The organism is Chryseobacterium proteolyticum, from assembly GCF_046591535.1.
In the GTDB taxonomy this organism is placed as follows: domain Bacteria; phylum Bacteroidota; class Bacteroidia; order Flavobacteriales; family Weeksellaceae; genus Chryseobacterium; species Chryseobacterium proteolyticum.
On sequence record NZ_JBJLWK010000003.1, the window covers coordinates 361,673 to 386,538 of the forward strand.

29 protein-coding genes and 1 pseudogene are annotated in these 24,866 nt (G+C 35.8%); 13 read left to right on the plus strand and 17 right to left on the minus strand.

The features are described from left to right. The first annotated feature begins 40 nt into the window (after positions 1 to 40). The 5 genes from ACJ5H0_RS12580 to ACJ5H0_RS12600 all read left to right on the plus strand — a co-directional run bounded on the left by ACJ5H0_RS12580 (position 41) and on the right by ACJ5H0_RS12600 (position 4,252). A complete protein-coding gene (locus ACJ5H0_RS12580; protein WP_411249808.1) occupies positions 41 to 1,381 on the plus strand; it encodes a TolC family protein in 1,341 nt (446 codons plus the stop codon). 1 nt (position 1,382) lies between these two features. Continuing rightward, complete coding sequence (locus ACJ5H0_RS12585) at positions 1,383 to 1,910, plus strand: SprT-like domain-containing protein (RefSeq protein ID WP_411249809.1); 528 nt, start codon at positions 1,383 to 1,385, stop codon at positions 1,908 to 1,910. Positions 1,911 to 1,976: 66 nt separating this feature from the next. Further along, positions 1,977 to 3,059, plus strand: coding sequence for a mannose-1-phosphate guanylyltransferase (locus ACJ5H0_RS12590; protein WP_273650289.1), 1,083 nt, complete (start codon positions 1,977 to 1,979; stop codon positions 3,057 to 3,059). Positions 3,060 to 3,086: 27 nt separating this feature from the next. Continuing rightward, complete coding sequence (locus ACJ5H0_RS12595; protein ID WP_411249810.1) at positions 3,087 to 3,716, plus strand: hypothetical protein; 630 nt, start codon at positions 3,087 to 3,089, stop codon at positions 3,714 to 3,716. Positions 3,717 to 3,718: 2 nt separating this feature from the next. After that, a complete protein-coding gene (locus ACJ5H0_RS12600) occupies positions 3,719 to 4,252 on the plus strand; it encodes a GNAT family N-acetyltransferase (RefSeq protein WP_273650291.1) in 534 nt (177 codons plus the stop codon). 84 nt (positions 4,253 to 4,336) lie between these two features. Here ACJ5H0_RS12600 and bcp read toward each other — a convergent pair whose 3' ends face one another. Beyond that, a complete protein-coding gene (bcp, locus tag ACJ5H0_RS12605; protein WP_273650292.1) occupies positions 4,337 to 4,786 on the minus strand; it encodes a thioredoxin-dependent thiol peroxidase in 450 nt (149 codons plus the stop codon). 32 nt (positions 4,787 to 4,818) lie between these two features. Here bcp and ACJ5H0_RS12610 point away from each other — a divergent pair, with 32 nt between their 5' ends. Then, on the plus strand, positions 4,819 to 5,439 hold the full coding sequence (locus ACJ5H0_RS12610) for an endonuclease III domain-containing protein (protein WP_172281801.1): 621 nt from the start codon (positions 4,819 to 4,821) through the stop codon (positions 5,437 to 5,439). On the opposite strand, the gene ACJ5H0_RS12615 is transcribed toward ACJ5H0_RS12610, so the two are convergent. Together ACJ5H0_RS12615 and ACJ5H0_RS12620 are read right to left on the minus strand one after the other, a co-directional pair. Further along, a complete protein-coding gene (locus ACJ5H0_RS12615) occupies positions 5,440 to 5,886 on the minus strand; it encodes a DinB family protein (RefSeq protein ID WP_172281802.1) in 447 nt (148 codons plus the stop codon). Between the two features lie 151 nt (positions 5,887 to 6,037). Beyond that, on the minus strand, positions 6,038 to 7,834 hold the full coding sequence (locus tag ACJ5H0_RS12620) for a DUF885 domain-containing protein (protein ID WP_411249811.1): 1,797 nt from the start codon (positions 7,832 to 7,834) through the stop codon (positions 6,038 to 6,040). A gap of 168 nt (positions 7,835 to 8,002) precedes the next feature. On the opposite strand from ACJ5H0_RS12620, the gene ACJ5H0_RS12625 reads away from it, so the two are divergent. From ACJ5H0_RS12625 to ACJ5H0_RS12640, 4 genes and pseudogenes are all read left to right on the plus strand, one after another. After that, a complete protein-coding gene (locus ACJ5H0_RS12625; RefSeq protein ID WP_172281806.1) occupies positions 8,003 to 8,464 on the plus strand; it encodes a hypothetical protein in 462 nt (153 codons plus the stop codon). Positions 8,465 to 8,643: 179 nt separating this feature from the next. Then, positions 8,644 to 9,349, plus strand: a pseudogene (locus ACJ5H0_RS12630) (MotA/TolQ/ExbB proton channel family protein). A 91-nt stretch (positions 9,350 to 9,440) separates the two neighbouring features. Beyond that, the gene (locus ACJ5H0_RS12635; RefSeq protein WP_345991103.1) at positions 9,441 to 9,839 is read left to right on the plus strand and encodes an ExbD/TolR family protein; all 399 of its coding nucleotides are present in this window, start codon (positions 9,441 to 9,443) and stop codon (positions 9,837 to 9,839) included. Positions 9,840 to 9,871: 32 nt separating this feature from the next. Next, the gene (locus ACJ5H0_RS12640) at positions 9,872 to 10,753 is read left to right on the plus strand and encodes an energy transducer TonB (RefSeq protein WP_345991101.1); all 882 of its coding nucleotides are present in this window, start codon (positions 9,872 to 9,874) and stop codon (positions 10,751 to 10,753) included. Between the two features lie 15 nt (positions 10,754 to 10,768). On the opposite strand, the gene ACJ5H0_RS12645 is transcribed toward ACJ5H0_RS12640, so the two are convergent. The 10 genes from ACJ5H0_RS12645 to ACJ5H0_RS12690 form a co-directional block, all read right to left on the minus strand. After that, a complete protein-coding gene (locus ACJ5H0_RS12645) occupies positions 10,769 to 11,161 on the minus strand; it encodes a hypothetical protein (protein ID WP_411249812.1) in 393 nt (130 codons plus the stop codon). A gap of 48 nt (positions 11,162 to 11,209) precedes the next feature. Continuing rightward, positions 11,210 to 12,613, minus strand: a complete 1,404-nt coding sequence (locus ACJ5H0_RS12650; protein WP_411249813.1) for a nucleoside recognition domain-containing protein — start codon at positions 12,611 to 12,613, stop codon at positions 11,210 to 11,212. A gap of 87 nt (positions 12,614 to 12,700) precedes the next feature. Further along, complete coding sequence (locus tag ACJ5H0_RS12655; protein ID WP_172281818.1) at positions 12,701 to 13,210, minus strand: DUF6973 domain-containing protein; 510 nt, start codon at positions 13,208 to 13,210, stop codon at positions 12,701 to 12,703. A 55-nt stretch (positions 13,211 to 13,265) separates the two neighbouring features. Beyond that, the gene (accD, locus tag ACJ5H0_RS12660) at positions 13,266 to 14,120 is read right to left on the minus strand and encodes an acetyl-CoA carboxylase, carboxyltransferase subunit beta (RefSeq protein ID WP_411249814.1); all 855 of its coding nucleotides are present in this window, start codon (positions 14,118 to 14,120) and stop codon (positions 13,266 to 13,268) included. 83 nt (positions 14,121 to 14,203) lie between these two features. Beyond that, positions 14,204 to 15,274 (minus strand): class II fructose-bisphosphate aldolase, encoded by a 1,071-nt coding sequence (gene fbaA, locus ACJ5H0_RS12665; protein WP_172281822.1) that lies wholly within the window; start codon positions 15,272 to 15,274, stop codon positions 14,204 to 14,206. Between the two features lie 70 nt (positions 15,275 to 15,344). Beyond that, positions 15,345 to 16,211 (minus strand): NAD kinase, encoded by an 867-nt coding sequence (locus tag ACJ5H0_RS12670; RefSeq protein ID WP_411249815.1) that lies wholly within the window; start codon positions 16,209 to 16,211, stop codon positions 15,345 to 15,347. A 1-nt stretch (position 16,212) separates the two neighbouring features. After that, a complete protein-coding gene (locus ACJ5H0_RS12675; RefSeq protein WP_172281826.1) occupies positions 16,213 to 16,863 on the minus strand; it encodes a CBS domain-containing protein in 651 nt (216 codons plus the stop codon). 185 nt (positions 16,864 to 17,048) lie between these two features. Continuing rightward, positions 17,049 to 17,579: an RNA methyltransferase gene (locus ACJ5H0_RS12680; RefSeq protein ID WP_411249816.1), complete on the minus strand. Its 531-nt coding sequence runs from the start codon at positions 17,577 to 17,579 to the stop codon at positions 17,049 to 17,051. A gap of 5 nt (positions 17,580 to 17,584) precedes the next feature. Then, positions 17,585 to 17,779: a toxin-antitoxin system YwqK family antitoxin gene (locus tag ACJ5H0_RS12685; RefSeq protein WP_411249817.1), complete on the minus strand. Its 195-nt coding sequence runs from the start codon at positions 17,777 to 17,779 to the stop codon at positions 17,585 to 17,587. Between the two features lie 115 nt (positions 17,780 to 17,894). After that, entirely contained in the window at positions 17,895 to 18,206 is a 312-nt protein-coding gene (locus tag ACJ5H0_RS12690) for a toxin-antitoxin system YwqK family antitoxin (protein ID WP_411249818.1), read from the minus strand. Positions 18,207 to 18,261: 55 nt separating this feature from the next. Between ACJ5H0_RS12690 and ACJ5H0_RS12695 the strand changes: the two genes are divergently transcribed. Further along, complete coding sequence (locus ACJ5H0_RS12695; protein ID WP_172281832.1) at positions 18,262 to 18,861, plus strand: hypothetical protein; 600 nt, start codon at positions 18,262 to 18,264, stop codon at positions 18,859 to 18,861. Here the strand turns inward: ACJ5H0_RS12695 and ACJ5H0_RS12700 are convergent. Next, the gene (locus ACJ5H0_RS12700; RefSeq protein ID WP_172281834.1) at positions 18,858 to 19,751 is read right to left on the minus strand and encodes a bestrophin family protein; all 894 of its coding nucleotides are present in this window, start codon (positions 19,749 to 19,751) and stop codon (positions 18,858 to 18,860) included. The two genes, ACJ5H0_RS12695 and ACJ5H0_RS12700, sit on opposite strands and share 4 nt — an antisense overlap. 393 nt (positions 19,752 to 20,144) lie before the next feature. On the opposite strand from ACJ5H0_RS12700, the gene ACJ5H0_RS12705 reads away from it, so the two are divergent. Further along, positions 20,145 to 21,002 carry a cupin-like domain-containing protein gene (locus ACJ5H0_RS12705; protein WP_411249819.1) on the plus strand — a complete coding sequence of 286 codons (858 nt, stop codon included), beginning with the start codon at positions 20,145 to 20,147 and terminating at the stop codon, positions 21,000 to 21,002. A 9-nt stretch (positions 21,003 to 21,011) separates the two neighbouring features. On the opposite strand, the gene ACJ5H0_RS12710 is transcribed toward ACJ5H0_RS12705, so the two are convergent. Next, positions 21,012 to 21,548, minus strand: coding sequence for a GNAT family N-acetyltransferase (locus ACJ5H0_RS12710; RefSeq protein WP_411249820.1), 537 nt, complete (start codon positions 21,546 to 21,548; stop codon positions 21,012 to 21,014). A 124-nt stretch (positions 21,549 to 21,672) separates the two neighbouring features. On the opposite strand from ACJ5H0_RS12710, the gene mutS reads away from it, so the two are divergent. Then, complete coding sequence (gene mutS / locus ACJ5H0_RS12715; protein ID WP_273650303.1) at positions 21,673 to 24,258, plus strand: DNA mismatch repair protein MutS; 2,586 nt, start codon at positions 21,673 to 21,675, stop codon at positions 24,256 to 24,258. Between the two features lie 58 nt (positions 24,259 to 24,316). Here mutS and ACJ5H0_RS12720 read toward each other — a convergent pair whose 3' ends face one another. Then, positions 24,317 to 24,481, minus strand: coding sequence for a bacteriocin (locus ACJ5H0_RS12720; protein ID WP_172281846.1), 165 nt, complete (start codon positions 24,479 to 24,481; stop codon positions 24,317 to 24,319). Positions 24,482 to 24,592: 111 nt separating this feature from the next. Then, the gene (locus ACJ5H0_RS12725; RefSeq protein ID WP_172281848.1) at positions 24,593 to 24,754 is read right to left on the minus strand and encodes a bacteriocin; all 162 of its coding nucleotides are present in this window, start codon (positions 24,752 to 24,754) and stop codon (positions 24,593 to 24,595) included. Between the last annotated feature and the right edge of the window lie 112 nt (positions 24,755 to 24,866).

A 24,866-nucleotide genomic window follows, 5' to 3' on the forward strand; every position in this document is an offset into this window, starting at 1 on the left:
TTTTTTATATTTGGTACGTCTAATATGGTAAAATCTTAATATGAAAAAAGTTTGGACTATCGTTTTCGGATTAACTTTCCTGGGTATGAATGCTCAGAAAAAATGGTCCTTAAGAGAATGTGTGGATTATGCTGTGAAGCATAACCTTCAGGTTATCCAAAATGAATACTCTAAACAAGTCCAGGATTCTAATCTTAAAATTGCTAAAAAAGGGTATTTACCTTCTTTATCAGCAAGTATAGGAAATACAGTCAGTTTTGGACAGACGTCATTCGGAACAGGAAGTCTTAGAAATGACAGATTCAGTAATAATGCCAGTCTGGGAGCTGATATCCTGGTTTATAATAATGGAAGACTAGAAAAAACTGTCAGAAAAACGCAGTTTGATGTAGAAGCAAGTCAATATGATATCGAAACCATAAAGAATGATATTTCATTGCAGATCGCACAGCAATATTTAACAACATTACTTAAAAAAGAAATTATTAAAATTTCACAAAGTGCTGTTGACAATGCTCAAAAACAATATGACAGGGCAAAAATCACTACCCAGGTAGGAACCACTGCTGAAACAGTACTTGCAGAAGCTCAATCTGCATTGGCAAGAGAAAAACAAAATCTCAAAACAGCTGAGATTGACACCGGAAGAAGTCTATTTGCGCTTGCCCAACTTTTACAATTGCAGGACTACAAAGATTTTGATGTTGAAGATGTAGTTGTCTCAGATGATCTGGCCCCACAATTAAAATCTGTGGATGAGGTTTTGAACACAGCGTACGAAAATCAACCGCAAATAAAAGCAGCGGAAAGCAGAATCAGATCTGCGGAAGCTCAAACTGAAGTATCTAAAACAGCATATTGGCCTACGGTAACAGCGAGTGCCGGGATCGGAAGTTTTTACAATAACCTGCTTAATACCAATAATACAGGAAATGAATTGATTTATATCGCGGAACGAAACCTATTCCAGCAATATAAAGATAATTTCGGTCAACAGGCAGGCTTATCTATTAGCGTTCCTATTTTCAACAAGGGAATTACAAAACTTCAGGTAGAGCAGTCAAGAATTAATGAAAGTGCGGCAAAGAATACGTTAGAACAACAAAAACAGACGGTAAGACAAAATGTACAGAAAGCCCAGTTCGACGTAGAAGCTAATTATGAAGCTTATATTGCTGCTATAGAAGCTGCAAAAAGTACAAAATTGTCATTGGATTTTGCAGATAAAAGTTATGCTGCAGGGCGGACTACCATTTTTGACCTAAACGTGGCAAGAAATAATTACGCTAATGCAGCGGGTTCGGTGGCGCAGGCTAAGTATAATTATCTTTTTAGTCTTAAATTGTTGAATTTCTATGCAGGAATTCCACTAAGTTTGTAAAATGTCTATCCAGTCACTAGAAAAATATTTACCACAGAACACGCTTCAGTATTTAAAAATCTGGTTCTCAGATTACTATATTCATATAAAGATTACAAGAAACAGGAATTCAAAACTGGGAGATTACAGAAAGCTCCCGGATAATTCCCATGAAATTACAATCAATTCTACATTAGCGCCTCAACTGTTTTTCTTTGTTCTGACTCATGAGCTGGCCCATCTCATTGCTTTTGAAAAATATGGCAGAAGAATTTCTCCACATGGTAATGAGTGGAAAGATACTTTCAGACGAATGCTTCTTGAAAGTGTTGAGGTATATGAAGATGCTCTTCAGCCAATTATTGTAAAATTTTCAAGATCTCCAAAGGCTAACTTTATGGCCAGTCCGGATCTGGTCAAGTATTTCCATATTGAAAAACAAGATGATAAGCTTCAGTTTATAGAAGAGTTGCAGAAAGGAGATTACTTCATCTATAGAAACGAAAAGTATTTTTTAGAAGGTCTGATTAAAAAAAAACTATCTTTGTAAGAACCTGGCTACTGGAAGGAAGTATTCTTTCAAACCTCTGGCAAGGGTAGAAAAATGTAGTTAAGCATGTCAAAATCAGATAAATACTGTGTTATCATGGCAGGTGGAATTGGTAGTAGATTCTGGCCTATGAGTACGCAGAAGTTTCCAAAACAATTTCAGGATATTTTAGGTGTTGGACGTACCATGATTCAACAGACGTATGACAGGATCAGTAAGGTTATTCCTGATGAGAATATATTTGTTATTACCAATAAGGAATATGTGAATCTTTCCCATCAGCAGCTCCCTGAAATTCCGGAAAAAAATATTGTTGGAGAACCTCTGATGAAGAATACTGCTGCCTGTAATTTGTATATGGCCAATAAAATAGCTGAAATTAACCCTGATGCTACAATAATAGTTCTACCGGCAGATCACTTGATATTGAAGGAAAATGTTTTCCTGGAGAAGGTTGAGTTGGCCTTTGATCTGGCTTCTAAAAATGATTATCTGGTGACATTGGGGATTACACCAACCAGACCGGATACCGGATATGGTTACATTCAGTTTGTAGACAAAAAGGGAGCAGACTATTTTAAAGTTAAAACATTTACTGAAAAGCCAATACTTGAGATAGCCCAAAGTTTCCTAGAGAGTGGGGATTTCCTTTGGAATGCCGGAATTTTCATCTGGAATGTGAAAAGTATCCATCGTGCTTTTGAAACTTACCTTCCGGAAATGACCCAGCATTTTATGGCATGTGAATATAATGGTGAAGCAGAGGACAATTGTATAGAACTTATTTATCCTAAGGTACAGAAAATATCCATTGACAACGGGATTATGGAAAAGGCAAAAAATGTTTATGTAATACCTTCCGATCTGGGTTGGAGTGACTTAGGAACATGGACCTCGGTTTATGAAAATGCTGAAAAAGATGAGAACGAAAATACAGTAAAACTAAAATATCTTTTGGCATATAATTCCAAAGGAAATATCGTTCGTGTAAAAAGTAACAATAAGGCGGTAGTTATAGATGGATTAGAAAACTACATCATTGTAGATACGGATAAGGCTTTGCTTATTTGTCCCAGAGATAACGATCAGCTTATAAAAGATTATGTTCTGGATCTGAAAAACTTTAAAAAAGGGGAAAAATTTATGTAGTAATTCTCCATTATTAATCTCGGAACTATGAGAAAATTAATTTCAAGATGTATGGTAATTGCTTTTATTCTTTTAGGAATATCAGCTTATTCACAGGCAAAAATAAAATTTTCGAGCATTCCTAATGTTTTGCAGGGAATAGAGCCTAACGATAAAATTGACTTTTGGGTGTTGAATTACAATACCTATGGAAAAGATCAGGAATTAAAAGTTTCAGGAACTAAAAAAGACTTTATTCCTCAGACATCAGGATTTGATTTATTTCCGGATGAAGATAGCTTTTATTACATCGTTTATTCCTCCGGTGGAAAAATTAATTACGTTACGGATCTTGATGCCTTAAAAAAGTTTGTCGGAAAGATAGATAATGTTCAGGAAGCAGCCATTTTAGCTACTGTGGATGGTTATATGATCGATGAAGAATTTAAGGATGTAGCAGGAAATTATTATGAAGATCAATCTAACTATTACCTGGATTTAGGAAAATTAACATCAAAGGAATGTCCTTATCAGAAAACCCATTTTACATTAACTGTAAATAAAGCTTCAGGAGCAGTTACTCAGGTAAAAGATAATGGGACTTATATAGAACTCTATAATAAGAAATGTGCCAATAATCCAAGGCTTTTAAAAATCGAAAAAAAAAGAAGAATCTAAAGATGAGTCTAAAAAATCACCCAAAAGAAGGTAATTTCTACGAAACAGAAAGACTTATCCTTCGTCCGATAACCGTGGATGACCGTGAGTTTATATTTGATCTTTACAACAGACCAAAGTTTATACAGTTTATTGGTGACCGTCATCTTAAGAATGTCTCCGATGCCGAAGCCTATATCAAAAACAGGTTTCTCCCTCAATTGGAACGGTTAGGATTTGGAAATTATCTTGTTATAACTAAAGAAGGGAATAATAAGGTGGGTGCAGTAGGAATTTTCGAACGGGAAGGACTGGAAATATTAGATATAGGATTTTCTTTGTTGGATGAATTCGAAGGCAAAGGATATGCTTATGAAGCTGCCTTAAAAGTTAAATCTATCGGTATGGATGACTTCGGGTTAAAGAAAATATCTGCCATTACTTCTAAAGATAATTTTTCTTCTCAAAAGCTAATTGAAAAGCTGGGATTGAAATTTCAAAAATACGTAAGTCTTCCAGGGGATAATGAAGAATTGAGATACTACGAAACCGAATAAAATTTCTTTAAAATAAATAGTACAAACCTTTAAACAGCCTTCCTAGTATGGACTTTGTTTAAAGGTTTGTTTTATTATATAATTTTATCCTTCTAAAATTTGTTCTGCTGCAGTCTTCGAGGTTACTTTATCAATAACTCTTGTGCAGATGCCTTTTTCATCAAAGATAAAAGTAGTTCTCACGATTCCCATATACGTTTTGCCAAAAGTCTTTTTCTCCTGCCAAACACCAAATTTTTCGATAACATCACGATTTTCATCTGCAATCAGATCATAAGGAAAAGCAAATTTACTATGAAAGTTTTTCTGTTTTTTTACAGAATCTCCACTGATACCTAAAAGTTGAAATCCTGCTTTTTTTAGCTGCGAATAATTATCACTCAGATTACATGCTTCCACAGTACAAGTTGGAGTGTTGGCTTGCGGATAAAAGAAGATAATTAGTTTTTTTCCAATGAGTTTAGATGAATTTATTGTTTCTCCATCTTGATTGGTCCCTTCAAATTCGGGTAATTTGTCGCCTACTTTCAACATATTGTTTATTTTTGTTCAAATTTAGTGGTTACATGACAAAAAAGCAAAGAGCTGAGCTTGTTCAGCTTGAATTAGAAAAATTATATCCTGAAGTTCCTGTTCCGCTTGCGCACACCGATGCTTATACATTGATGGTCGCCGTCGCACTCTCAGCACAAACGACGGATAAAAAGGTGAATGAAGTAACACCACAACTTTTTAAAGTAGCAGGAACACCGGAAAAAATGGCGAAGCTTGAAGTTTCCGAGATCAAAGAGCTTATCAAAGAGATCGGGCTGTCAAATACTAAAGCCAAAAACCTGAAAAGGATGGCGGAATTATTGCTTGAAAGGCATAATGGTATAGTGCCGCAAACTTATGAGGAGCTTGAGGCTTTACCAGGCGTAGGACACAAAACAGCTTCAGTGGTCATGAGCCAGGGATTCGGATTTCCTGCATTTCCTGTTGACACGCATATCCACAGATTAATGACCCAATGGAAGCTTACTTCAGGGAAAAATGTTGTGGAAACAGAAAAGGATGCCAAAAATATCTGGAAGGAGGATGTATGGAATAAACTTCATCTCCAGATCATTTTCTATGGAAGAGAATATTCTCCGGCACGGGGAAAAGGAGATAAAGATTTCATTACCAAGATGATGTTTGAAAAATAATCAGCTGTCCAGTAATCTTCTGTGATAATTGATCTGTCCCAAATGGTAGCTTAAATGTCCCATAAGATGAATCAGAAAATATCCGGTTGTCATTTTGTATCCCAATGGTTCAAAAGGATATTCGTTTTCTAGGTCAGCATCTGTAAGGTTATTTAAAGAGGAGTTTACAACTTCAAGAGTATTTTCAATTTGTCGAAGTAACTCTGCTCTTGGAATATCTTTTAAAGAAAATTCAAGTTCACGGTTTCTTATATATCCGGTATTTCCAAGGATAGCGCCTACGAAATGGCTCAGGTTTCCGACCAGATGAAGAGATAGGGTTCCTGCAGAATTAGCAATGTTTTTATCTGTTTTCCAAATAGATGCTTCATTATGGTAAGCTTCAATTTCTGCTTTTAGTTTATTTAAATCTCTGGCAAAGAGAGATTGTAAAGATTCAATTGTCATGTTTATAGTTTTGTCTGTTATTGATTGTGTCTTTGAAAGAAGTAATCATAAAGCTTCTTTGCAAAAAATTAATTACCATTAAACTTAAAAAAAGGAGCAATTTTAATAAACTGCTCCACCAAAAATATTAATTTTTTATTTCTTTAAAAGATTACTTTTGCTTCTTCGCCCAAAGTTCCATTTTTCTGTTCAAAACATCGAGTGGAAGACAACCCTGGCTTAGAACTTCATCATGGAAATTGGCCAGATTAAATTTCTTTCCTAGCTGTTTCTGATACTGATCTCTCAACTCACGTATTCTTAAAGAACCGATTTTATATCCCAGCGCCTGTCCCGGCATTGCCATATATCTTTCCACTTCTGCAGTGGCTCCTGCTTCATTATAAGAGATATTGCTTAGAAAGTATTTAATTGCTTCCTCTCTGGTCATTTTTCCTGTATGAAGCCCTGTATCAACAACCAATCTTACAGCTCTCAGCATCTGGTCGCTTAAATATCCCATTTTCTGATAAGGATCTGTATACAATCCAAACTCAGGACCTAATGTTTCACAATAATGCGCCCAGCCTTCTCCATAAGCTCCGAACCACCCGAATCTCATAAACTTAGGAAGCTTTGTGTTTTCCTGCTGAAGAGAAACCTGATAATGATGTCCCGGTATCGCTTCATGCAAGAAAAGGGATTCCATTCCGGAAGTTACATTGAATTTTTCCGGATCCGGAAGGGGAACATAAAAGATACCCGGTCTCTTACCGTCAGGGGTGCCAGGAGTATACTCAGCGCTTGCGGTGGCCTCTCTAAACTTTTCCGTCTGTCTGATCTCAAATTTTGTTTTCGGAGTTACATTAAACATGGTTTTCAGTTTCGGAGTTATTTTGGCTAAGATTCCGTTAAAACCAGCCAGAACTTCTTTTGAAGTTTTGTAAGGCATTGCCTTAGGGTCTGTCTTTACAAATGTTATAAACTCTTCCAGACTTCCTGTGAATCCAACCTGCTGTTTTACCTTCTCCATTTCTGAACGAAGCATGGCCACCTGCTGAATACCGATTTTATTAATTTCTTCAGGAGACTTGTTGGTTGTTGTCCAGCTTTTTACATAATACTGGTAAATTTCGTTTCCTTTTGGTAAGCTGTTGTAACCATCTGTATCTCTGCCTTTAGGCAAGTATTCCTTTTCTAAAAAGTTACCCATTTTTGTGTAGGCAGGAATGATTTTTTTGAGAATAGCATCCTTGTAAAGTGTGGTGAACTTTTCTTTTTGTGCCTGGGTGAAATTCTTAGGGAATTTTTTGATAGGACCGTAAAATATATTTTTTTCAAAGTCCGGAGTAATTATTTCTTCAGCTTTCATCTGGGGAATCATCTTTACAATGAGCTTTTTAGGCAAAACTATTTTATTGCTAATTCCTTCTTTAAAATTTTCTATTGCAGTGTCCATCCACACCGGAAATTTATTCATTCTCTGCAACCAGTCCGCATAGTCTTTTTCTGTTTTAAAAGGCTGGCTTCCTTCTCCACTGCCAAACAGGGGAAAGTTCAGAGGAAGTCCTGTAAACTGGCTAAATGGAATGTATTCCGGATGATACGCATAGGCGTCTATTTTGTCTTTTAAGGTATAATCCAGTACATCATAAACTACTTTATCATCATCAGAGAGATTTTTATAATCTACTTTATCTAATTGGTTCTGAATAGAATTATAAAAAGCAATTTCTCCTGAAATAAAATCTTTATCAATATTAATAGGTAATTGATCATTATACCTTGTGTCTCCTTGAGAAGTAGCATCAAGAGGATACAGCTTCAGATATTGTTCATAATAGTTAGAAGCAATGGAGTCTAAATTCGTTGGAGTTACTTTCGTTAAAGGGGAGTCAGACTTTTTACACGCTGCCAGGCTTATCACCAATCCTAAGCTTAAAATACTTTTTGATAAAAAATTTTTCATTTCAGAATCTTTATGTAACAAAAGTAAGTATTATTGGAGGATCAGAAAAAGATAGGATCATGATTTTGGAAAAAATAATTTTCAAAATATTTTTCAAATTCAATCTATTTTTTATCTTTGCTTAAAACATTTAACAATCATATTATTACAGCTCTTTTTTAAGAAATAATGAAAGGGATTTTAAAAATTTACCATCCGGACGAAACGTTAAAATACAATATAAGAAGTACTTATTGCAAGGCTATTTATAGTAATCAACAACATTTCCTTGAAGTTGAAATCATAACGGATGATGGCTTGGATCATGTAGAAGATGATTCTTTACAATACAATTTTCCACAACTCTCACTAGAAGTTTTCGACTTTCCTATTGATTCTGCGGACCTTGAAGGAAAAACGATAAACATCAATGATTCTGAAGATGAAACCTTTACAGAGGTGGATTTGTTCGACGATGAAGATGCTTTTATCTACGATAATGAGCTGGTATTTGAAAAAAATGAAGAAGGCGAATTGGATCTGATCTGGAAGGGAACGATTGATGATTTTTACACAGGATCAGATACTCCGATTGCTTTTAGACTTAAATGTGAACTAAAACAGGATAATATTGAGGTAGACGAAGATTAAAAAATTTATCTTCCTCAATAATTTTATATTCAATTTCTTTTCAAAATTCTTTTTGGAAAGAAATTTGCTGTTTATGTGGCAATGGAAAATTTAAGTTGTTTTTAAGCATTTTTTAAGACATGAATTAATAATATTCCATTACTTTTGTCGTTTAAATTCATTATAAAATATTCACATTAATGCTGTTAACGGAACTTACTCAGATCTTATTTGCACAAATTGCAACACCCGCAGTTGCCACAGACAATTTAGAATTTTCATTTTGGAATATCATGTTCCATGGAGGAGCCTTCGCTAAAATAGTGATGGTGACCGTATTACTGCTTGGTGTGTTTTCAGTATATCTGTTTTTTGAACGGTTTTTCTTTATTAAAAGATTGTCCTCAAAAACAGATTCCAATTTTATGAATAATATTGAAGACTTTATTAAAGAAGGTAAAATTGAATCAGCGGTAGATTATTGCAAAAGACAAAACTCACCGGAAGGCAGAATATTGGAAAAGGGGATTTCCAGATTGGGAAGGCCTGTTTCAGATATTGTAAGTGCTATGGAATCCCAGGCTCAGGTTGAAGTAGCCAACATGGAAAAGAACCTAAATCTATTAGCAGTGGTGCCAAGTATTGCTCCGATGCTGGGACTTTTGGGGACGGTTATCGGAATGATATTAGCGTTCTTTAATTTGTCACATGCAACGGGGTCTTTCTCTCCGAAAACACTGTCAGAAGGTATTTATACTGCTTTGGGACAAACGGCTGTTGGTTTGGCGGTAGCGATTCCTGCTAACTTTTTTTTACAATATCCTTTTAACAAGGATTGATAAATTTGTTTTGAGAGCTCAGAACATGTCTGGTGAATTTTTAGATCTTATCAACAAACCTTTATAAATCTTTCTTATGAAATCGCTGTGAAAAACATTCATTGTATAGACTTATTAAGAGCGATTCCATCTGACCCATAAAAATTTAGAATAAACAGATGAAAATTCAAAGAAGAAATAAAGCAAATCCGGAGTTTAGTTTGGCGGCGATGACTGATGTCATCTTGCTCATGCTGATCTTCTTTATGATAACATCTTCAGCGGCTAATCAAAGCGCTATTGACGTAAACTTGCCAAAGACAAGCACTGCTGATGATAATATACCGAATCCCCTTACAGTAACCATTAAGCCTGAGGGAACTTATTATATTGACGATAAGCCTGTAGCAAGGGAACAGCTTGAACAAACTATTGTCAATAATTTAACCAATCAAACGAATAAATCTTTTACGATTCGGGCAGACGAAAACACGTTGCATAAAGATGTTGTTTTTGCCATGGAAATTGCGGAGAAGCATAAATTCAATATTGCTCTTGCAACTGTTAAAGATAAATAACCGGAACTTAAGATCCTGGTAATTAGTGAAAAATGAAAAGTTATACTGTAAACAAAAATGAGGAAACCCGGGACCGGATAAAAAGTGGAATACTTTCTATCCTGGTATGGTCTGCAATCCTGCTTTTTGTTTTTCTATATAAATTAAAGCCGGAACAGAATAAGGAGCCTGAGGTTGTAACCACTATGTTGGTAAACTTTGGAGATAACCGGAATGGAAATGGTATCGAAGAACCGGCAGAACAGGAAGGAAGTTTAGCTGCAAAATCGGAAGAAGTTACTCCCGAACCTGTAGAAGCCGTTGTTCCTGAAACTAAAACCGTAGTAAAACCTGAACCCAAGACGGAAACTAAGAAATCTGAACCCAAAGATAAAGTAATCACCGGAAATAGTAAAAAAGCGAGCGTTCCGAAAAAAGAAGAATCAAAATCGAATAAAAAAGAAACGACAAGTTCATCCGCTTCGAAAAACACTAAAAAGACTTCCGGAGCCACAGCAAATTCTAAAACCGGAAATGGAGATGGAAAAGGGAATGCGGCAATCGGTAATCTGATAAAAGGAAGAGGAACAAAAGCGGGCAGTCAAGGGACGGGAACAGGTATAGGAAATGCAGGAGATCCTTTAGGGGGAGATGGAAATGGAGACAGTAAAGTAGGAATCGACAGAAAATTGATTGGCTACATCCCCGGAACAATGGGCAGAGGAGGAGCACAACCACAACACAACTGTACAGCCAGTGGATCCGTTACAGTTGCTTACACCGTTGATAAAGCCGGAAATGTAGTCTCTGCAAGAAGAGTAGGGGGAATATCGGATCCTTGTGTATCTTCAACCTCTGTAGCGTGGGTTAAAAAATATGTAAAAGCTGAAAAGGCCAGTACATCATCCACCGGGACCTATAAGATTACATTCTAAAAATACAAAAGCACTTTATTCAAGTGCTTTTTTTATTTCATTGATTCTGTTGATTATGGGAAGGGCAAAGATTCCACTTGTCTGAAGATACAGTTCATAAAATGTTTTTGCTTTATCCTGAAAATCGTGGTTTTCTGTTTCCTTTCCTTTAAAATAAAAAAGGTTTCCAAGCATTTCATAATAGTCTTTATGATCCTTTTCCTGTCTTTCATTCACGATTTCTATGATTTCCTCCTTTGTCTTAGAAGAGATTGCCGTAAAATCTATTTTAAAAATATCCTTCATCAGAGAATCAAAATCCAATTCTTTCTGCATCAAACTTTCTTCAGGCTTGTCTAAAATAAGTTTTTCCAGGGCCTGTGTCAGTTGACGGATCAGGCGTAATGTAAATTCTTTATCTGTAATCATATTCTGGTTGCTTGTTTATTTGGTTATTGAATGGTTAAAAATGATATACTACGCAAAAAATAAATAAGCCAGCGCAATTGACGTGATAACACCTACTAAATCGGCCAGAAGCATTGCAATTACCGCATATCTTGTGTTTTTAACCGCTACGGCCCCGAAATAGACAGCAATTACATAAAACGTCGTATCTGAGCTTCCTTGCAGAACCGCTGCTAATTTTCCCTGAAAACTATCTGCTCCGAATGTGGACATGGTGTCAACCATCATTCCGCGTGCTCCCGACCCTGAAAGAGGTTTTATTAAAGCTGTGGGTAATCCGTCCACAAATCTTGCATCTAAACTGGCTGCATTGGCAACCCATTTCATTCCATCTATGATCACATCAAAAACCCCTGAGGTCCTGAGAAGAGAAATAGCGATCAACATTCCAACTAAATAGGGGATAATCTTAACACAAGTTGTAAATCCTTCTTTTGCGCCATCAATAAAGGCGTCAAATACATTGATCTTTTTATAAACTGCTCCAAGCACGATCGCTAAGAAAATAAACAAAATAAGGCCGTTACTTAGAACCTTGCTGAATGTATCCAGCTCATCTTTACTCAACCGGACAAGGTATAAAACCAAAAAACCTATAATTGCTGAAATTCCACCGACATATGCAATTACGATTGGACGAAGCAGATTGATCTTCTGGTAAAGAGAAACGATGATCATTGCTGCCAGTGTTGCGGTAAAAGTAGCAATCATACATGGAAGAAAGATATCCGTTGGCGTCTTTGAGCCCATGGAGGCTCTTATAGCAATGATAGAAACCGGGATCAGCGTCATTCCACCAGCATGAAGACACAGAAACATGATCTGGGAATTACTGGCGGTGTCTTTATTGGGGTTTAAGGTCTGTAAGCTTTCCATGGCCTTAAGTCCAAAAGGAGTGGCTGCGTTGTCAAGTCCCAGCAGGTTCGCACTGAAATTCATTAGCATATGGCCGAAAGCAGGATGATTTTTAGGAATTTCCGGGAAAAGTTTTGAAAAGAAAGGCTGAATAAGCCGACTGAGCAAATTGATTCCACCTGCTTTTTCCGCAATACTCATAAAACCCATAAAAAGAGTCATGATGCCTATTAGCCCAATGCATATTTTAACTGCAGTTTCTGCCGTCCCAATGACCCCGTCGGCTTCCTGAACACGATATACCTTTACGTTTTGTTGTAATGAGTCTGTTTTATAATGAATCCTGTCTTCTGCAAAATCAGGTTTCTTCATGAGACTGTCCCTGATAATGGGAGAAAGCGTATTCATTTTTTGCGATGCGATCTGTACTGTATCTCCTCCTTTTCCTACGACCATATCATTGAAAATGGTATTATAATGACTTGAAGAGATATATTTTATGCCTGCAATGGCGATAGCAACGATAATAAAAGCGGACCAAATTCTGCTTAAAACCATTTGATTGAATTAATTGTTTAAACTTATCAAAAATACTTTAAACTACAAAGGACACAAAGGGGCCAATGTTTTTTTAGTTAAACCGGCTTATTCTTCAAGATATACAAGATGACCCTCAAAATGGTCATCGAGGTTTTTAAGGACTTTTGCGTCGTCCATCTTTTTAACCAAAGCATCTATAAAAAAACTTTTTTCAAAAAACTGCCGGTGAATACCAGGAAGAATTTCCATAAAATAATCCATTCCGATCTTATTATTATGAAGGTCCATCTTGGTTTCCAAAGGTTTATTTGGAAATAATTCTTCGTGTAAATCTGTTACTTTTTTGCAGAAATCAAGAGCTTTTTGAGGTGAGGAGATCTTGGAACAATACATCAAGATAAAACAACACCATAATGCATGTCTGAAGGCATTGCCAATTCCATTATTTGAAGCTGTTTCAGGAAAACGAGCCTGTGCAATGGTGAAGGCTTTAACAGTCGCATAAAAACTCAATATGGAAAATAAAGGATGTGGCAGAACAAGAGATAAAAGACGTAGAATCTTTTTAAAACTCATGGCCCGAATGGTATTGAAAAATATTCTGAAGGTTCTCATAAATAAAAATCTCTCCCTAATCAGAGAGAGATTATATCGTATTTGTTACAAATTTTTAAGCATGTGTTGCTAATAAATTTACTGTTTTAGAGACCACATCTTTAACTTCTGTTCTCTTCACAATAAAGTCTACAAATCCTTTTTCCTGAAGGAATTCAGATGTCTGGAAGCCTTCCGGTAAATCTCTACCGATTGTTTCGCGAATTACCCTTGGTCCAGCAAAACCGATCAGAGCTCCAGGTTCAGCCATAATGATATCTGCTGTCATTGCGAAAGATGCAGTAATTCCTCCAAAAGTAGGATCACATAAATAAGCAATATACAGTAAGCCCGCTTCTGAAAGCTGTGCTAATTTAGCCTGTACTTTTGCCAACTGCATCAAAGAATAAGTTGCTTCCTGCATTCTTGCTCCTCCGGACTGACAAATGATCATATAAGGAAGTTTATGCGCGATACAATAATCTACAGCTCTTCTTATCTTTTCTCCCATTACAGATCCCAGAGATCCTCCGATGAAAGCAAAGTCCATACAAGAAACCACCATTTCAGTACCTTTCACTGTTCCTACAGCATTTCTGATAGAGTCTGTAAGTTTTGTTTTTGCTTTTACTTCTTTCAGACGATCAACATACGGCTTTGTATCTTTGAAGTTTAGGATGTCTATACTTTCAACATTAGCATCTAGTTCAGTGAATTTACCTTCATCAAAAAGGATATCAAAAAATTCTGCACTTCCTATTCTTACATGAAATCCATCTTCAGGAGAAACATAATTGTTTTTCCTTAGCTCTTCGTGTTCCACTATTTTTCCTGATGGAGTTTGGTGCCAAAGGCCCTTAGGAACATCCTTTTTTTCATCAGTAGAAGTGGTAATGTTTTTTGCTTTTCTTTTAAACCAGTCGAATGCCATTTTTGTTTGTATTAATGTATAAATGTAAAATGTATTAGTGCAAATGTATGAATACGTTTTACACTAATACAAATGTACAGTTCTTATTTTAAAGTATTTACGTTATTTAAATCTTCAAAAGCTTTAACCAATCTTGTAGAGAACGTTTCTTCACCTTTTCTTACCCAAACTCTTGGGTCATAGAATTTTTTGTTAGGTTTTTCTTCTCCCTCAGGGTTTCCGATTTGAGATCTTAAATAATCGATATTGTTAACCATGTAATCTCTAACACCTTCTGTATAAGCGAACTGAAGATCCGTGTCAATATTCATTTTGATCACACCGTAATCAATTGCTTCTCTGATTTCTTCTAAAGTAGAACCAGAACCTCCGTGGAATACAAAGTTGACCGGTTTTGCAGCGGTTCCGAATTTTTCCTGAACAAATTTTTGAGAATTATCCAGAATTTTTGGTGTAAGAACAACGTTTCCAGGCTTGTAAACTCCATGTACGTTACCGAATGCCGCAGCAATAGTAAAGTTATCAGAAACAGCCTTTAGTTTTTCGTATGTGTAAGCTACATCTTCCGGTTGCGTATATAATTTTGCATTATCTACATCAGAGTTATCAACACCATCTTCTTCTCCTCCTGTAACACCGATTTCAACTTCCAGAGTCATCTGCATTTTTGCCATTCTTTCGAAATATTTAGCAGAAATTTCAATGTTTTCTTCTAAAGGCTCCTCAGAAAGGTCCAGCATATGGGAAGAATAAAGAGATTTTCCTGTTAGTCTGAAATACTCTTCATTAGCATCCATTAAACCGTCAATCCAAGGCAATAGTTTTTTTGCGCAGTGGTCTGTATGTAAGATTACAGTAGCTCCATAAGCTTCTGCCAAAGTGTGAATATGTCTAGCACCGGCAATAGCTCCTAAAATAGCAGACTTTTGTCCGTCGTTGCTTAATCCTTTTCCTGCGTTGAACGCAGCTCCACCATTTGAAAACTGAATAATAACAGGAGAGTTTAGTTTTGCTGCAGTTTCCATAACAGCATTTACGTTGCTGGAACCGATAACGTTTACAGCTGGTAACGCAAATTTATTTTCTTTAGCATACTGAAAAATATCAGTAACCAATTGACCTGTGGCAACTCCTGCCGGAAAAATTCTGCTCATGTTTTACTTTTTAAATAAATTATTAGGTGTTTGTAAAGTTGTTGTAAAGGTAATAAAATTTGCTTAAATGCTAATTTCTTTTGTCCCGCCCCCAAAGTAGTTTCTGGCGGATTGTTTCATAGAAACTTAAATTATTAGGCTGAACCAAAAGAATCTGGAAATCAGCCTTTTTTATAATGACTTCCTGATCAGTCTCTATATGTATTAGTCTTGAATCAAGTGAAAGAGAATATTGGGATACCCTGCTTTCTACCTTGAATTTTATCTCAACACGGTCATTCACTACCAATGGCCTTACATTCAGATTATGTGGCGCAATAGGAGTTATGACAAAGTTTTCGTTATTAGGAGAAATAATAGGCCCTCCACAACTCAATGAGTAGGCTGTAGAACCTGTAGGAGTGGAGACAATAACACCATCTCCCCAGAATACATTCAGAAATTCATCATTGATAAATGAATCTACGGTGATCATGGACGTTGTTTCTTTTCTTGAAACGGTGACGTCATTCAAAGCGTATGGAAAAAATTCTTCAGATCTTGGGGAAACCACTTCGATCACAGAGCGTCGGCTGGTTTTTACATCTCCTTTCAGAATTGCGTCAAGTTCTTTGAATGCTTCTTCCTTGGTAAAGCTGGCTAAAAAACCCAACCTTCCTGTATTTACTCCGACAATAGGAATTTCAAGATCTTCAATAAAGGTTAAAGAGTTGACTATCGTTCCGTCTCCTCCGAATGTGAAAAAAAGATCAACTTCTTTCTCTACAAGATCCTGTTTATTATTAAAGGTTTCGAAAATTTTTGAAAACTGAAGGGCTTCAGCCATTTCATCGTATAAAACAGATTTTACGCCCCTGCTCTCAAGCTCTGAAACGAATTTGCTTAAATATAAAAAAGTATCAAGATCTTTTTTTTGAGAATATATAGCTGCCTTCATGTTATATTTCTATAAATTTTTGGAAAAAGCCAAATCTGTCTTTAAACAGGTCTGTTTTTTCATCAGAGTAGAATTTTTCAACAATTCTATAATCATACCGGTCGAACGTGGCATCAATAGATGCAAGATTTTCATTGCTGATCTTTATGGTTACACGAACCACTTCTTCCGACATAAAACTGATAAATCCACCGTAGAATTTAGAATTGTTGCTTTCCACAATATTGGCAATTTCTGTCATGGAATATTTTCTTGCGGGAGCTTCTACAGTAAGTATAGCTCCTGATTCAGAAAACAAAGGATAGCGTGATAAATCCTGAAAGACATCTTCACACATGATATATCCTAAATATTTTTCTGTTTTATTGATGACCGGAATTACATTCGAATTGAAGGTATAAAATAAACGAATGCTGTCCATGATATTGTTATCCTCAAGAATAGCAAATCGTTCAACCTGGTGCTCCAGATCTTTTAATGTTCCTTCAGCGTCATAAAGAAATTCTCTGGCAATAGCTCCGTAAAAGTGATGGGATTTTTTAATGAAAACATGAGTATATCCAAAGTCTTCTAATGTACTTCTTGCTGATTCTATTGAGTCAGTCAGGCTAAAACATGGGAAATCCTTTGAGATATAGTCCTTGATAAACATTGTGCTAATTTATAAAAAATTAAACGAAACTGTTTTGTAATATTCGTTTTTTTTTTTCGTGAAAATGAAAAATCCGGGCCAAAAATTTGTTTGTAAATAAAAATAAAGTATCTTTGTCGCCTTTCATTTTTACTTTTTATTAGATTTATTTCAAACTGCACTGTCTATTGGACACATGCAGTTTTTTATTTTAAAGCCTTTGTAAACTCCCACATAACGAGCCCTCCGCATACACTTACATTCAATGAATGTTTTGTTCCTAGTTGAGGAATTTCCAGGAATACATCAATGTTTTCCAAAGCTCCATCACTTATTCCTTCTACCTCATTACCCAGTATCAAGGCATATTTTTTAGTCTTATCAATAGTAAAATCTGTGATTATGGTACTATTGCTGGTTTGCTCTATGCCAATAATTTCAAACCCCTGACTTTTTAAATCCCGGATTGCTGTGTTGATATCATTTTCATATGCCCAGTCTACACTTTCTGTAGCTCCTAAAGCTGCTTTGTGAATTTCACGGTGGGGTGGTTGCGGAGTAATACCACAAAGAATTATTTTTTCAATCAAAAAAGCATCGGCTGTTCGGAACGTGGCTCCTACATTGTGCATACTTCTTACATTATCCAAAATGACGATCAAAGGAATTTTCTCAACCTTTTTAAATGTTTCAACATCTATTCTGTTGAGTTCTTCCAGTTTTAATTTATGTACCAATTATATTATTTTGTAGAGATTAATTTTCCGTCTTTATATATTTCTGTTTTTTCAATGCTTCCGTCTTCACGGTAATGAACACGTGTTCCATTCCATTTATCGTTGGCGAACTCTGTTTCACGCTGAACTTTTCCTGATGGATAAAGCATTTTCCATTTTCCTGTTGCTATCCCGTTTTCGTAGTAGCCAATTTGTTTCACCGATTTTCCGTTCTCGTAAAAAACCTTGCTTTCACCATTCAGCTTTCCGAACTTATAATTTGAAATTTCGGTGATGGTGCCGGAAGGTGAATAAAACGTACCGGTAGAAGCATTGTCATAGACATTTTTTTTCTCCGTTTCTGAAAACCTCTTTAGAAGTCAGGATACCATTTTTATCGTAGTATGCCCATTCTTTTATTTTGTAATCCTTTTTGTATTCTCCTTTTGCCTGAACTTTTCCATTTTCATAGTAAAAGATTGCATCACCATCCAGTTTTCCCTTTTTCCATTCAGCGATTTCTTTGACCTGCCCGTTTTCAAAAAACTGTTTACAGGTTCCTTCCTGTAGTCCGTCTTTAAATCCACATGGTTTTTGTGCTATTGCCAAAGAAGATGCAGAAAATAATAAAAGAAAAATGTATTTCATAGATTTTTTTATTTCAAAAATAGTAAAATAGTTATATTTGATTAAAAAATATGACATGAAAAATTTACTTGTATTCGGGATGCTAACCTCTGCTTTTATACTATCAAAAGCTCAGAATACATATTATCCACAGGCCTTCTTTGATAAAAAACTGGCTCAAAACATGATCGGTTTTGGAAATTCTACCATTGAAGGAGTGGCGTCTACCAAACAAAAAAACAACTGGGGAATCAAACCTTTACTGGGGGAAAAACATTATGCACCAAAAGGAACCGTTGTTATGCTTTTTCCTGTAACCCCTTATTTTGAAGAGTTTTATAAGATGAGGAAAAAGTATGAGAATAAGAAAACAACCGTTTACATGTCTGATGAAGCTTTTAAATACAGAATAGAAGCTCTGACTGATGATCATGGCAGATTTAAATTTGAAAAATTAAAACCGGGTAATTATTATCTCGAGACGATTGTGAATTTTACTGCAACGGCAAGTTATCAGCAGCAAACAGGACAGTCGGATGCTTATAATGCTTACGGAGGATACCTTTATTCAACTCCTATATACCAGACTTTTTTCTATAACTATTCGTCGGCAAATCGCGAAAGTAAATTTGTAGAAATCAAGCAAGATGGCGAACTAAAAGAAATCAACCTCTAAAGGTTGATTTTATTTTTTAATCCCATGATCTGATGGACATTTTTTTCAATATTCTGAGCAATGGTTTCCATCGGAATATCATTTTCATCATTATTGAAAGGGTCCTCAATTTCTTCGGCAATAAGTTCCAGACTCATTAAGACATAATAGACGAATACAGTCAAAGGAATCATAAATAAACCAATGCTGATAACATATGCTACAGGCAAAGCCAATACATATAAGATGATGAATTTCTTTACAAAAGATGAATAAGAATAAGGAATAGGTGTATTTTTGATTCTTTCGCAACCTCCGCAAATATCCAGAAACCCTGAAAGCTGAGTGTCCAGATATACCATTTCTACATCTGTAATTTTACCTTCCTTTTTTAGCTGATTTAATTTATGGCTGAGTAATATTACAATTTCACTGGGGCCATGGTGCTTAAGGGATTTTTCGATCTCAGAATAATCTTCATCCAATGCAAGTCTTGTAGATTCCTTAGAAAGGTGTTTGGCGAGAAAATGAGGAAAGAACTTCAAGTATCTTGCCACCTGTTCTGCACTATGTCTGTCATTGTCAAGGATTAAATTGAGCTTTATGGCAATATTCCGGGTATCATTCACCAGTTTTCCCCATAACTTTCTTCCTTCCCACCATCTGTCATAAGCCGTATTCGTCCGGAATACCAATAGTAAAGAAAGCACAAACCCTAATAATGAATGGATCATACCTACATTGCTTACCGCAGATTTTGACGTGAGATGTAGATACTCCACCTCAAGATATTCGATTCCGTAAGAATATACTCCCACCAATAGCATTGTTGGAAATAGGATCTTTAGGGTATCGCTTTTATGTAGGCTGAAAAGTATTTTCAGGAAATGTTTTGTATTATAAACTCTCATAAATTAGGTTGATCTTACAAAGATAATTTTTTTCATTTTATACTTTCTTTACGGAAACCCGTAATGAGGTCTTCTTCGAGCTTATTTTCTTTGTAAAAAAACTAAAAATGGGATATTACAGAAAAGGGCACTATAAAAGAGATGGCACCTGGGTAAGCGGACATTATGTAAATAAATACAGCAGAAAGAAATTTCAGAACGGGCCGGGTGGATGTGCTCTTATTTTTTTTTGGAGGAATTATTTCCGTGTTGGTATATCTTTTTTCCTGATTTTTAATTGATAATATTCAAAGAATAAGAAAATGTGAAAGGTAAAGTTTTTATAAATTTCAAAAAAACATTACTTTTATTTCGCATTAAATCAATTATGGATGATTCTAGAAAAAGTAGATGTTGTCAACGATATCAGTAAAGAAGATTTTCAGAAAAATTATTTCAAAAAAAAAGAAGCCCGTTCTGATCAAAAATTTTGCAAGACATTGGGATGCATTTGATTTGTGGAACCTTGCTTACATTCGTGAAAAAGCAGGGGAGCAGGAAGTTCCGTTATATGATAACAAACCTGCTAATGCTTCTAAAAGCTCAGATGCTCCTGTTACCCATATGAAAATGAAGGATTATATCGATACGATTAAAAGTAAACCTTCAGACCTTCGTATTTTTTTCTATATCATTACCGACAGGCTTCCGGAACTATTAAAGAACTTTACTTATCCTGATCTTGGAATGAAGTTTTTTAAAAGACTTCCAACCTTATTTTTTGGAGGAAGTGAGGCTCATGTTTTAATGCATTATGATGTGGATTTAGGAGATTTTATGCACATTCATTTTGAAGGAAAAAAAAGGATACTGCTTTTTGATCAGGAGCAATCTGCTTTTCTGTATAAAGTACCATTATCGGTTCATACTGTTTATGATGTAGATTATGAAAATCCTGATTATGAAAAGTTTCCAGCCTTGAAATATGCAAAAGGATATGAAATCTTCATGGAGCATGGAGATGCACTCTTTATTCCGGGAGCATTCTGGCATTTCAACAGGTATCTTGAGCCCGGGTTTTCGTTATCGCTACGCGCACTCCCCAACAAGCCTAAAGTTTTTGCCAGTATGCTTTATCATGTATTTATCATGAGGTATACCGATAAGCTTTTGAGAAAAGTTTTTAAAGCAAAATGGGTAAACTATAAACAGAAATGGGCATATGAAAAAAGTACTGAAGCATTAGAAAGACATCTGAGAAAAGGCCGGTAGAATACTCTTTTATTTTCTGTCTTTTAAAAGGCCAAAAATAGTAGCATCTACAAACTTACCCTTTTCAAAAAAGAAATCGCGCATGGTCCCTTCTTTTTGAAAACCAGCTGAAAACAAAAGTTTTTCAGAAGAGATATTAGCAGGATCTATAAAAGCTTCTATTCGGTGAAGATTCATTTTTTCGAATCCGAAAGATAAAATAGGTTGTACCGCTTCTTTCATATAAGCTTTTTGCCAATATTCAGGATTCAGTTCATATCCTATTTCCGCCTTAAAATGTTCGTGAAACCAATTGTGATAGCCACAGGTTCCTATAACCTTATTTTCGCCTTTCAGCTCAATAGCCCATCTAAATCCCTTATTATTTTCGAAATCGTTATTAAATGTGTCAATTAGTTTTTCGGCCTCTTCCAATTCTGTAAAAGTTGCCAGATCATAATATTCCATCACAATATCCAAAGAAAAATATTCAAATAAATCTTTAGCATCATTCCGGGTAAGTTGTCGTAAAATTAATCTGTCTGTTTCTAATATTGGAAAATCCATTACTTAATTTTATCGAAAAGTACGATAAAAAATTAATCAAAACAAAAGAGGAGCTCGTAGATTAATAGAGAAACAATTTTTTAACCCTGAATTTATTTTTTAAATTTGACCTTCATTTTTTATTATGGCAAAAACGAAGAAGGAGACTCCATTAATGGCTCAGTATAATACCATCAAGGGAAAATACCCGGATGCTCTTTTATTATTCAGAGTGGGAGATTTTTATGAGACTTTTGGACAGGATGCAATCCGTGCTTCTCAGGTGCTTGGAATTGTGCTTACCAAAAGAGCGAACGGAGAAGGTCATATTGAACTGGCAGGATTTCCACACCACTCAGTAGATTCTTATCTGCCTAAGCTAGTTCGTGCAGGACTTAGAGTGGCTATCTGCGATCAGCTGGAAGATCCTAAAATGGTAAAAGGTATTGTAAAAAGAGGGGTGACAGAACTGGTAACCCCGGGAGTTACTTTTAATGATCAGGTACTTAGTTCCAAGAAGAACAATTTCTTGCTTTCGATCCATAAAGAAAAGGAAAAGTTTGGAATCGCACTGGTTGATATCTCTACCGGAGAATTTTTGGTAAGTGAGGGAACTCTCGAAAAGCTTTTGCATATCGTAAGCACTTTCGATCCCAGCGAAATTATCTATCAGAGAAGTGTTCAGATCCCTGAACAGTTGAAAAATAAAAGTGCTTTCAAACTGGAAGATTGGGCTTTTCAATACAATTTTGCATATGAGAAATTAACGGGGCAGTTCAAAACCAATTCATTAAAGGGGTTTGGTATAGAAAATCTGTCCCTGGCAATTACAGCGGCAGGAGCTATATTTGCGTACCTTGTAGAAGATACCCATCATAACTTACTTGCCCACATCACTAAAATCAAGGTGATCCCACAAGATGATTTCCTGATGATGGATAATTTCACCTTAAGAAATCTAGAGATTGTATATCCAAGCAACCCACAAGGAAAGTCTTTGTTAGATATTATTGATAGGACTTCAACCCCAATGGGAGGCAGGCTCTTAAGAAGAAGGATTATTCTTCCGCTCAAATCTGTTAATGAAATTCAAAGGAGGTTATCCCTTATTGACTTCTTAAATGAGAACGATGGATTAAAATATGAGATCTCTCAATTGCTGAAATCTATTTCCGACCTCGATCGTTTGATGGGAAAGTTAGCAGCAGAAAAAATTTCCCCGAAAGAAATAGGTTATCTTCGTCAGAGCTTAGTTAATATCCATACAATTAAGGACTTACTTCATCCGTTTGCTGATGTGCTGGCATGGATTGAACCGCTTTATGATCTTGGAGAACTAATTCAGTCTTTACAGGATAGACTCAATGAAGAACTTCCTGTAAATATTTCAAAAGGGAAAGTAATTAAAGAGGGGATTTCGGAAGAACTCGACAGGCTTAGAAACCTTCAAAGCAAAGGGCGGGGCTTTCTCGATGAAATGTGTCAACGGGAAATAGAAAGAACTGGGATCTCAAGCCTTAAAATAGATTTTAATAATGTTTTCGGATATTTTATAGAGGTCCGGAACACTCATAAAGATAAAGTTCCAGGGGATTGGTTGAGAAAGCAAACACTCGTTAATGCAGAGCGTTACATTACTGAAGAATTAAAAGAATATGAAAGTCAGATTCTTGGAGCTGAAGAAAAGATTAGTGTTTTAGAGAATGAGTTATACAGGAATGTGTGCTCTGAAACAATGGTTTATATGGACCAGATTCAGGAAAATTCGAATATCATTGCGCAGCTCGATGTAGCGGTAGGATTATCGGAGCTTGCTGTTTCAGAAAGCTATACAAAGCCTATTTTGAATGATGGCTACATTGTTGATCTGAAGGAGGCAAGACACCCAATTATTGAAAATGCTCTTCCTTTGGGAGAAAAATATATTCCTAATGATATCTTTTTAGACAAGGATTCCCAACAGATCATTATGGTTACCGGCCCAAACATGGCGGGTAAATCTGCAATTCTTCGTCAGACGGCGATCGTCTGTCTTCTGGCGCAAATAGGAAGTTTTGTGCCGGCAAAACATGCTGAAATAGGGGTTTTAGATAAGATATTTACCAGAGTAGGAGCGACAGACAATATTTCTGCCGGGGAATCTACTTTTATGGTTGAGATGAATGAAGCGGCTAACATTCTTAATAATATTTCAGAACGGAGTTTGATCCTGCTGGATGAAATCGGTCGTGGTACATCAACCTATGATGGGGTTTCAATTGCTTGGGCTATCGCGGAATATCTGCACCAGCATCCAAGTCAGGCTAAGACATTATTTGCAACCCACTACCATGAGCTGAATGAGATGACAGTTAATTTTGAAAGGGTGAAAAATTTCCATGTTTCCATACAGGAAAATAAAGGGAATATTATCTTTCTGAGAAAGCTGGTTCCGGGTGGAAGTGAGCATAGCTTCGGTATTCATGTGGCAAAACTGGCCGGAATGCCGGCGAAAGTGGTTAACAGGGCTAATGAGATTCTAAAAACCCTGGAAGCAAGCCGAACTCAGGGAACTTCATCGGAAAGTATTAAAAGAGTGACAGATGAAAATATGCAGTTATCATTTTTTCAGCTAGACGACCCTGTTTTGGAAAATATCAGAGAAGAACTTACTAAAATAGATATCAATACGCTAACCCCAATAGAAGCTTTAATGAAGCTTAATGCAATAAAAAAGATGATTGGGGGTTAATTTAATAAGAAAAAAGAAAGCCATATGGCTTTCTTTTTTATGCTGTAGCTAATTTGAATTAGCAACAATACCCATCTTGTATTCCGGGAACTCCTATTAATTCTTCCCCTGTATTTCTGTCAAAACAGCTAAATACAACAGGGCAATCATGTCCCACACCTCCGTTAACTTTCTTCAACTCTTTTTTAGTTAATTTTGTGATTCTGATGTTTGATTTTTTCATAATTATAATATTTAATTTGTTTAAAAGCACATTGTTTTGTGTGAAAAATGACACCAGATAATGGTGTCATCGTAGATTTGTTATTATTTGATTAGCTATTAGTACAACCAATTAGCAGCAATAATCATCCTGAACTCCTGGCACACCATAGCGTTCCTGCCCTGTATGACGGTCAATGCAGCTGATTACCCTTGGGCAGACAACTCTTCCACCGTTAATTTCTTTCAACTCTTTTTTAGTTAGTTTTTTTGATTTAGTGTTTGATTTTTTCATAATAAAAACTTTTAATTTGACTAAACTAAATTACATTTTTAATTCTGATATATCCATAATTGGTGAATGGAATTCATGAAAAATACCTGAATTCAGGTATATTAATTAGTTG

Coding starts and splice junctions, on each gene's coding strand:
- ACJ5H0_RS12580 (WP_411249808.1), top strand. CDS start 41: ATGAAAAAAGTTTGGACTATCGTTTTCGGATTAACTTTCCTGGGTATG.
- ACJ5H0_RS12585 (WP_411249809.1), top strand. CDS start 1,383: ATGTCTATCCAGTCACTAGAAAAATATTTACCACAGAACACGCTTCAG.
- ACJ5H0_RS12590 (WP_273650289.1), top strand. CDS start 1,977: ATGTCAAAATCAGATAAATACTGTGTTATCATGGCAGGTGGAATTGGT.
- ACJ5H0_RS12595 (WP_411249810.1), top strand. CDS start 3,087: ATGAGAAAATTAATTTCAAGATGTATGGTAATTGCTTTTATTCTTTTA.
- ACJ5H0_RS12600 (WP_273650291.1), top strand. CDS start 3,719: ATGAGTCTAAAAAATCACCCAAAAGAAGGTAATTTCTACGAAACAGAA.
- bcp (WP_273650292.1), bottom strand. CDS start 4,786: ATGTTGAAAGTAGGCGACAAATTACCCGAATTTGAAGGGACCAATCAA.
- ACJ5H0_RS12610 (WP_172281801.1), top strand. CDS start 4,819: ATGACAAAAAAGCAAAGAGCTGAGCTTGTTCAGCTTGAATTAGAAAAA.
- ACJ5H0_RS12615 (WP_172281802.1), bottom strand. CDS start 5,886: ATGACAATTGAATCTTTACAATCTCTCTTTGCCAGAGATTTAAATAAA.
- ACJ5H0_RS12620 (WP_411249811.1), bottom strand. CDS start 7,834: ATGAAAAATTTTTTATCAAAAAGTATTTTAAGCTTAGGATTGGTGATA.
- ACJ5H0_RS12625 (WP_172281806.1), top strand. CDS start 8,003: ATGAAAGGGATTTTAAAAATTTACCATCCGGACGAAACGTTAAAATAC.
- ACJ5H0_RS12635 (WP_345991103.1), top strand. CDS start 9,441: ATGAAAATTCAAAGAAGAAATAAAGCAAATCCGGAGTTTAGTTTGGCG.
- ACJ5H0_RS12640 (WP_345991101.1), top strand. CDS start 9,872: ATGAAAAGTTATACTGTAAACAAAAATGAGGAAACCCGGGACCGGATA.
- ACJ5H0_RS12645 (WP_411249812.1), bottom strand. CDS start 11,161: ATGATTACAGATAAAGAATTTACATTACGCCTGATCCGTCAACTGACA.
- ACJ5H0_RS12650 (WP_411249813.1), bottom strand. CDS start 12,613: ATGGTTTTAAGCAGAATTTGGTCCGCTTTTATTATCGTTGCTATCGCC.
- ACJ5H0_RS12655 (WP_172281818.1), bottom strand. CDS start 13,210: ATGAGAACCTTCAGAATATTTTTCAATACCATTCGGGCCATGAGTTTT.
- accD (WP_411249814.1), bottom strand. CDS start 14,120: ATGGCATTCGACTGGTTTAAAAGAAAAGCAAAAAACATTACCACTTCT.
- fbaA (WP_172281822.1), bottom strand. CDS start 15,274: ATGAGCAGAATTTTTCCGGCAGGAGTTGCCACAGGTCAATTGGTTACT.
- ACJ5H0_RS12670 (WP_411249815.1), bottom strand. CDS start 16,211: ATGAAGGCAGCTATATATTCTCAAAAAAAAGATCTTGATACTTTTTTA.
- ACJ5H0_RS12675 (WP_172281826.1), bottom strand. CDS start 16,863: ATGTTTATCAAGGACTATATCTCAAAGGATTTCCCATGTTTTAGCCTG.
- ACJ5H0_RS12690 (WP_411249818.1), bottom strand. CDS start 18,206: ATGAAATACATTTTTCTTTTATTATTTTCTGCATCTTCTTTGGCAATA.
- ACJ5H0_RS12695 (WP_172281832.1), top strand. CDS start 18,262: ATGAAAAATTTACTTGTATTCGGGATGCTAACCTCTGCTTTTATACTA.
- ACJ5H0_RS12700 (WP_172281834.1), bottom strand. CDS start 19,751: ATGAGAGTTTATAATACAAAACATTTCCTGAAAATACTTTTCAGCCTA.
- ACJ5H0_RS12710 (WP_411249820.1), bottom strand. CDS start 21,548: ATGGATTTTCCAATATTAGAAACAGACAGATTAATTTTACGACAACTT.
- mutS (WP_273650303.1), top strand. CDS start 21,673: ATGGCAAAAACGAAGAAGGAGACTCCATTAATGGCTCAGTATAATACC.
- ACJ5H0_RS12720 (WP_172281846.1), bottom strand. CDS start 24,481: ATGAAAAAATCAAACATCAGAATCACAAAATTAACTAAAAAAGAGTTG.
- ACJ5H0_RS12725 (WP_172281848.1), bottom strand. CDS start 24,754: ATGAAAAAATCAAACACTAAATCAAAAAAACTAACTAAAAAAGAGTTG.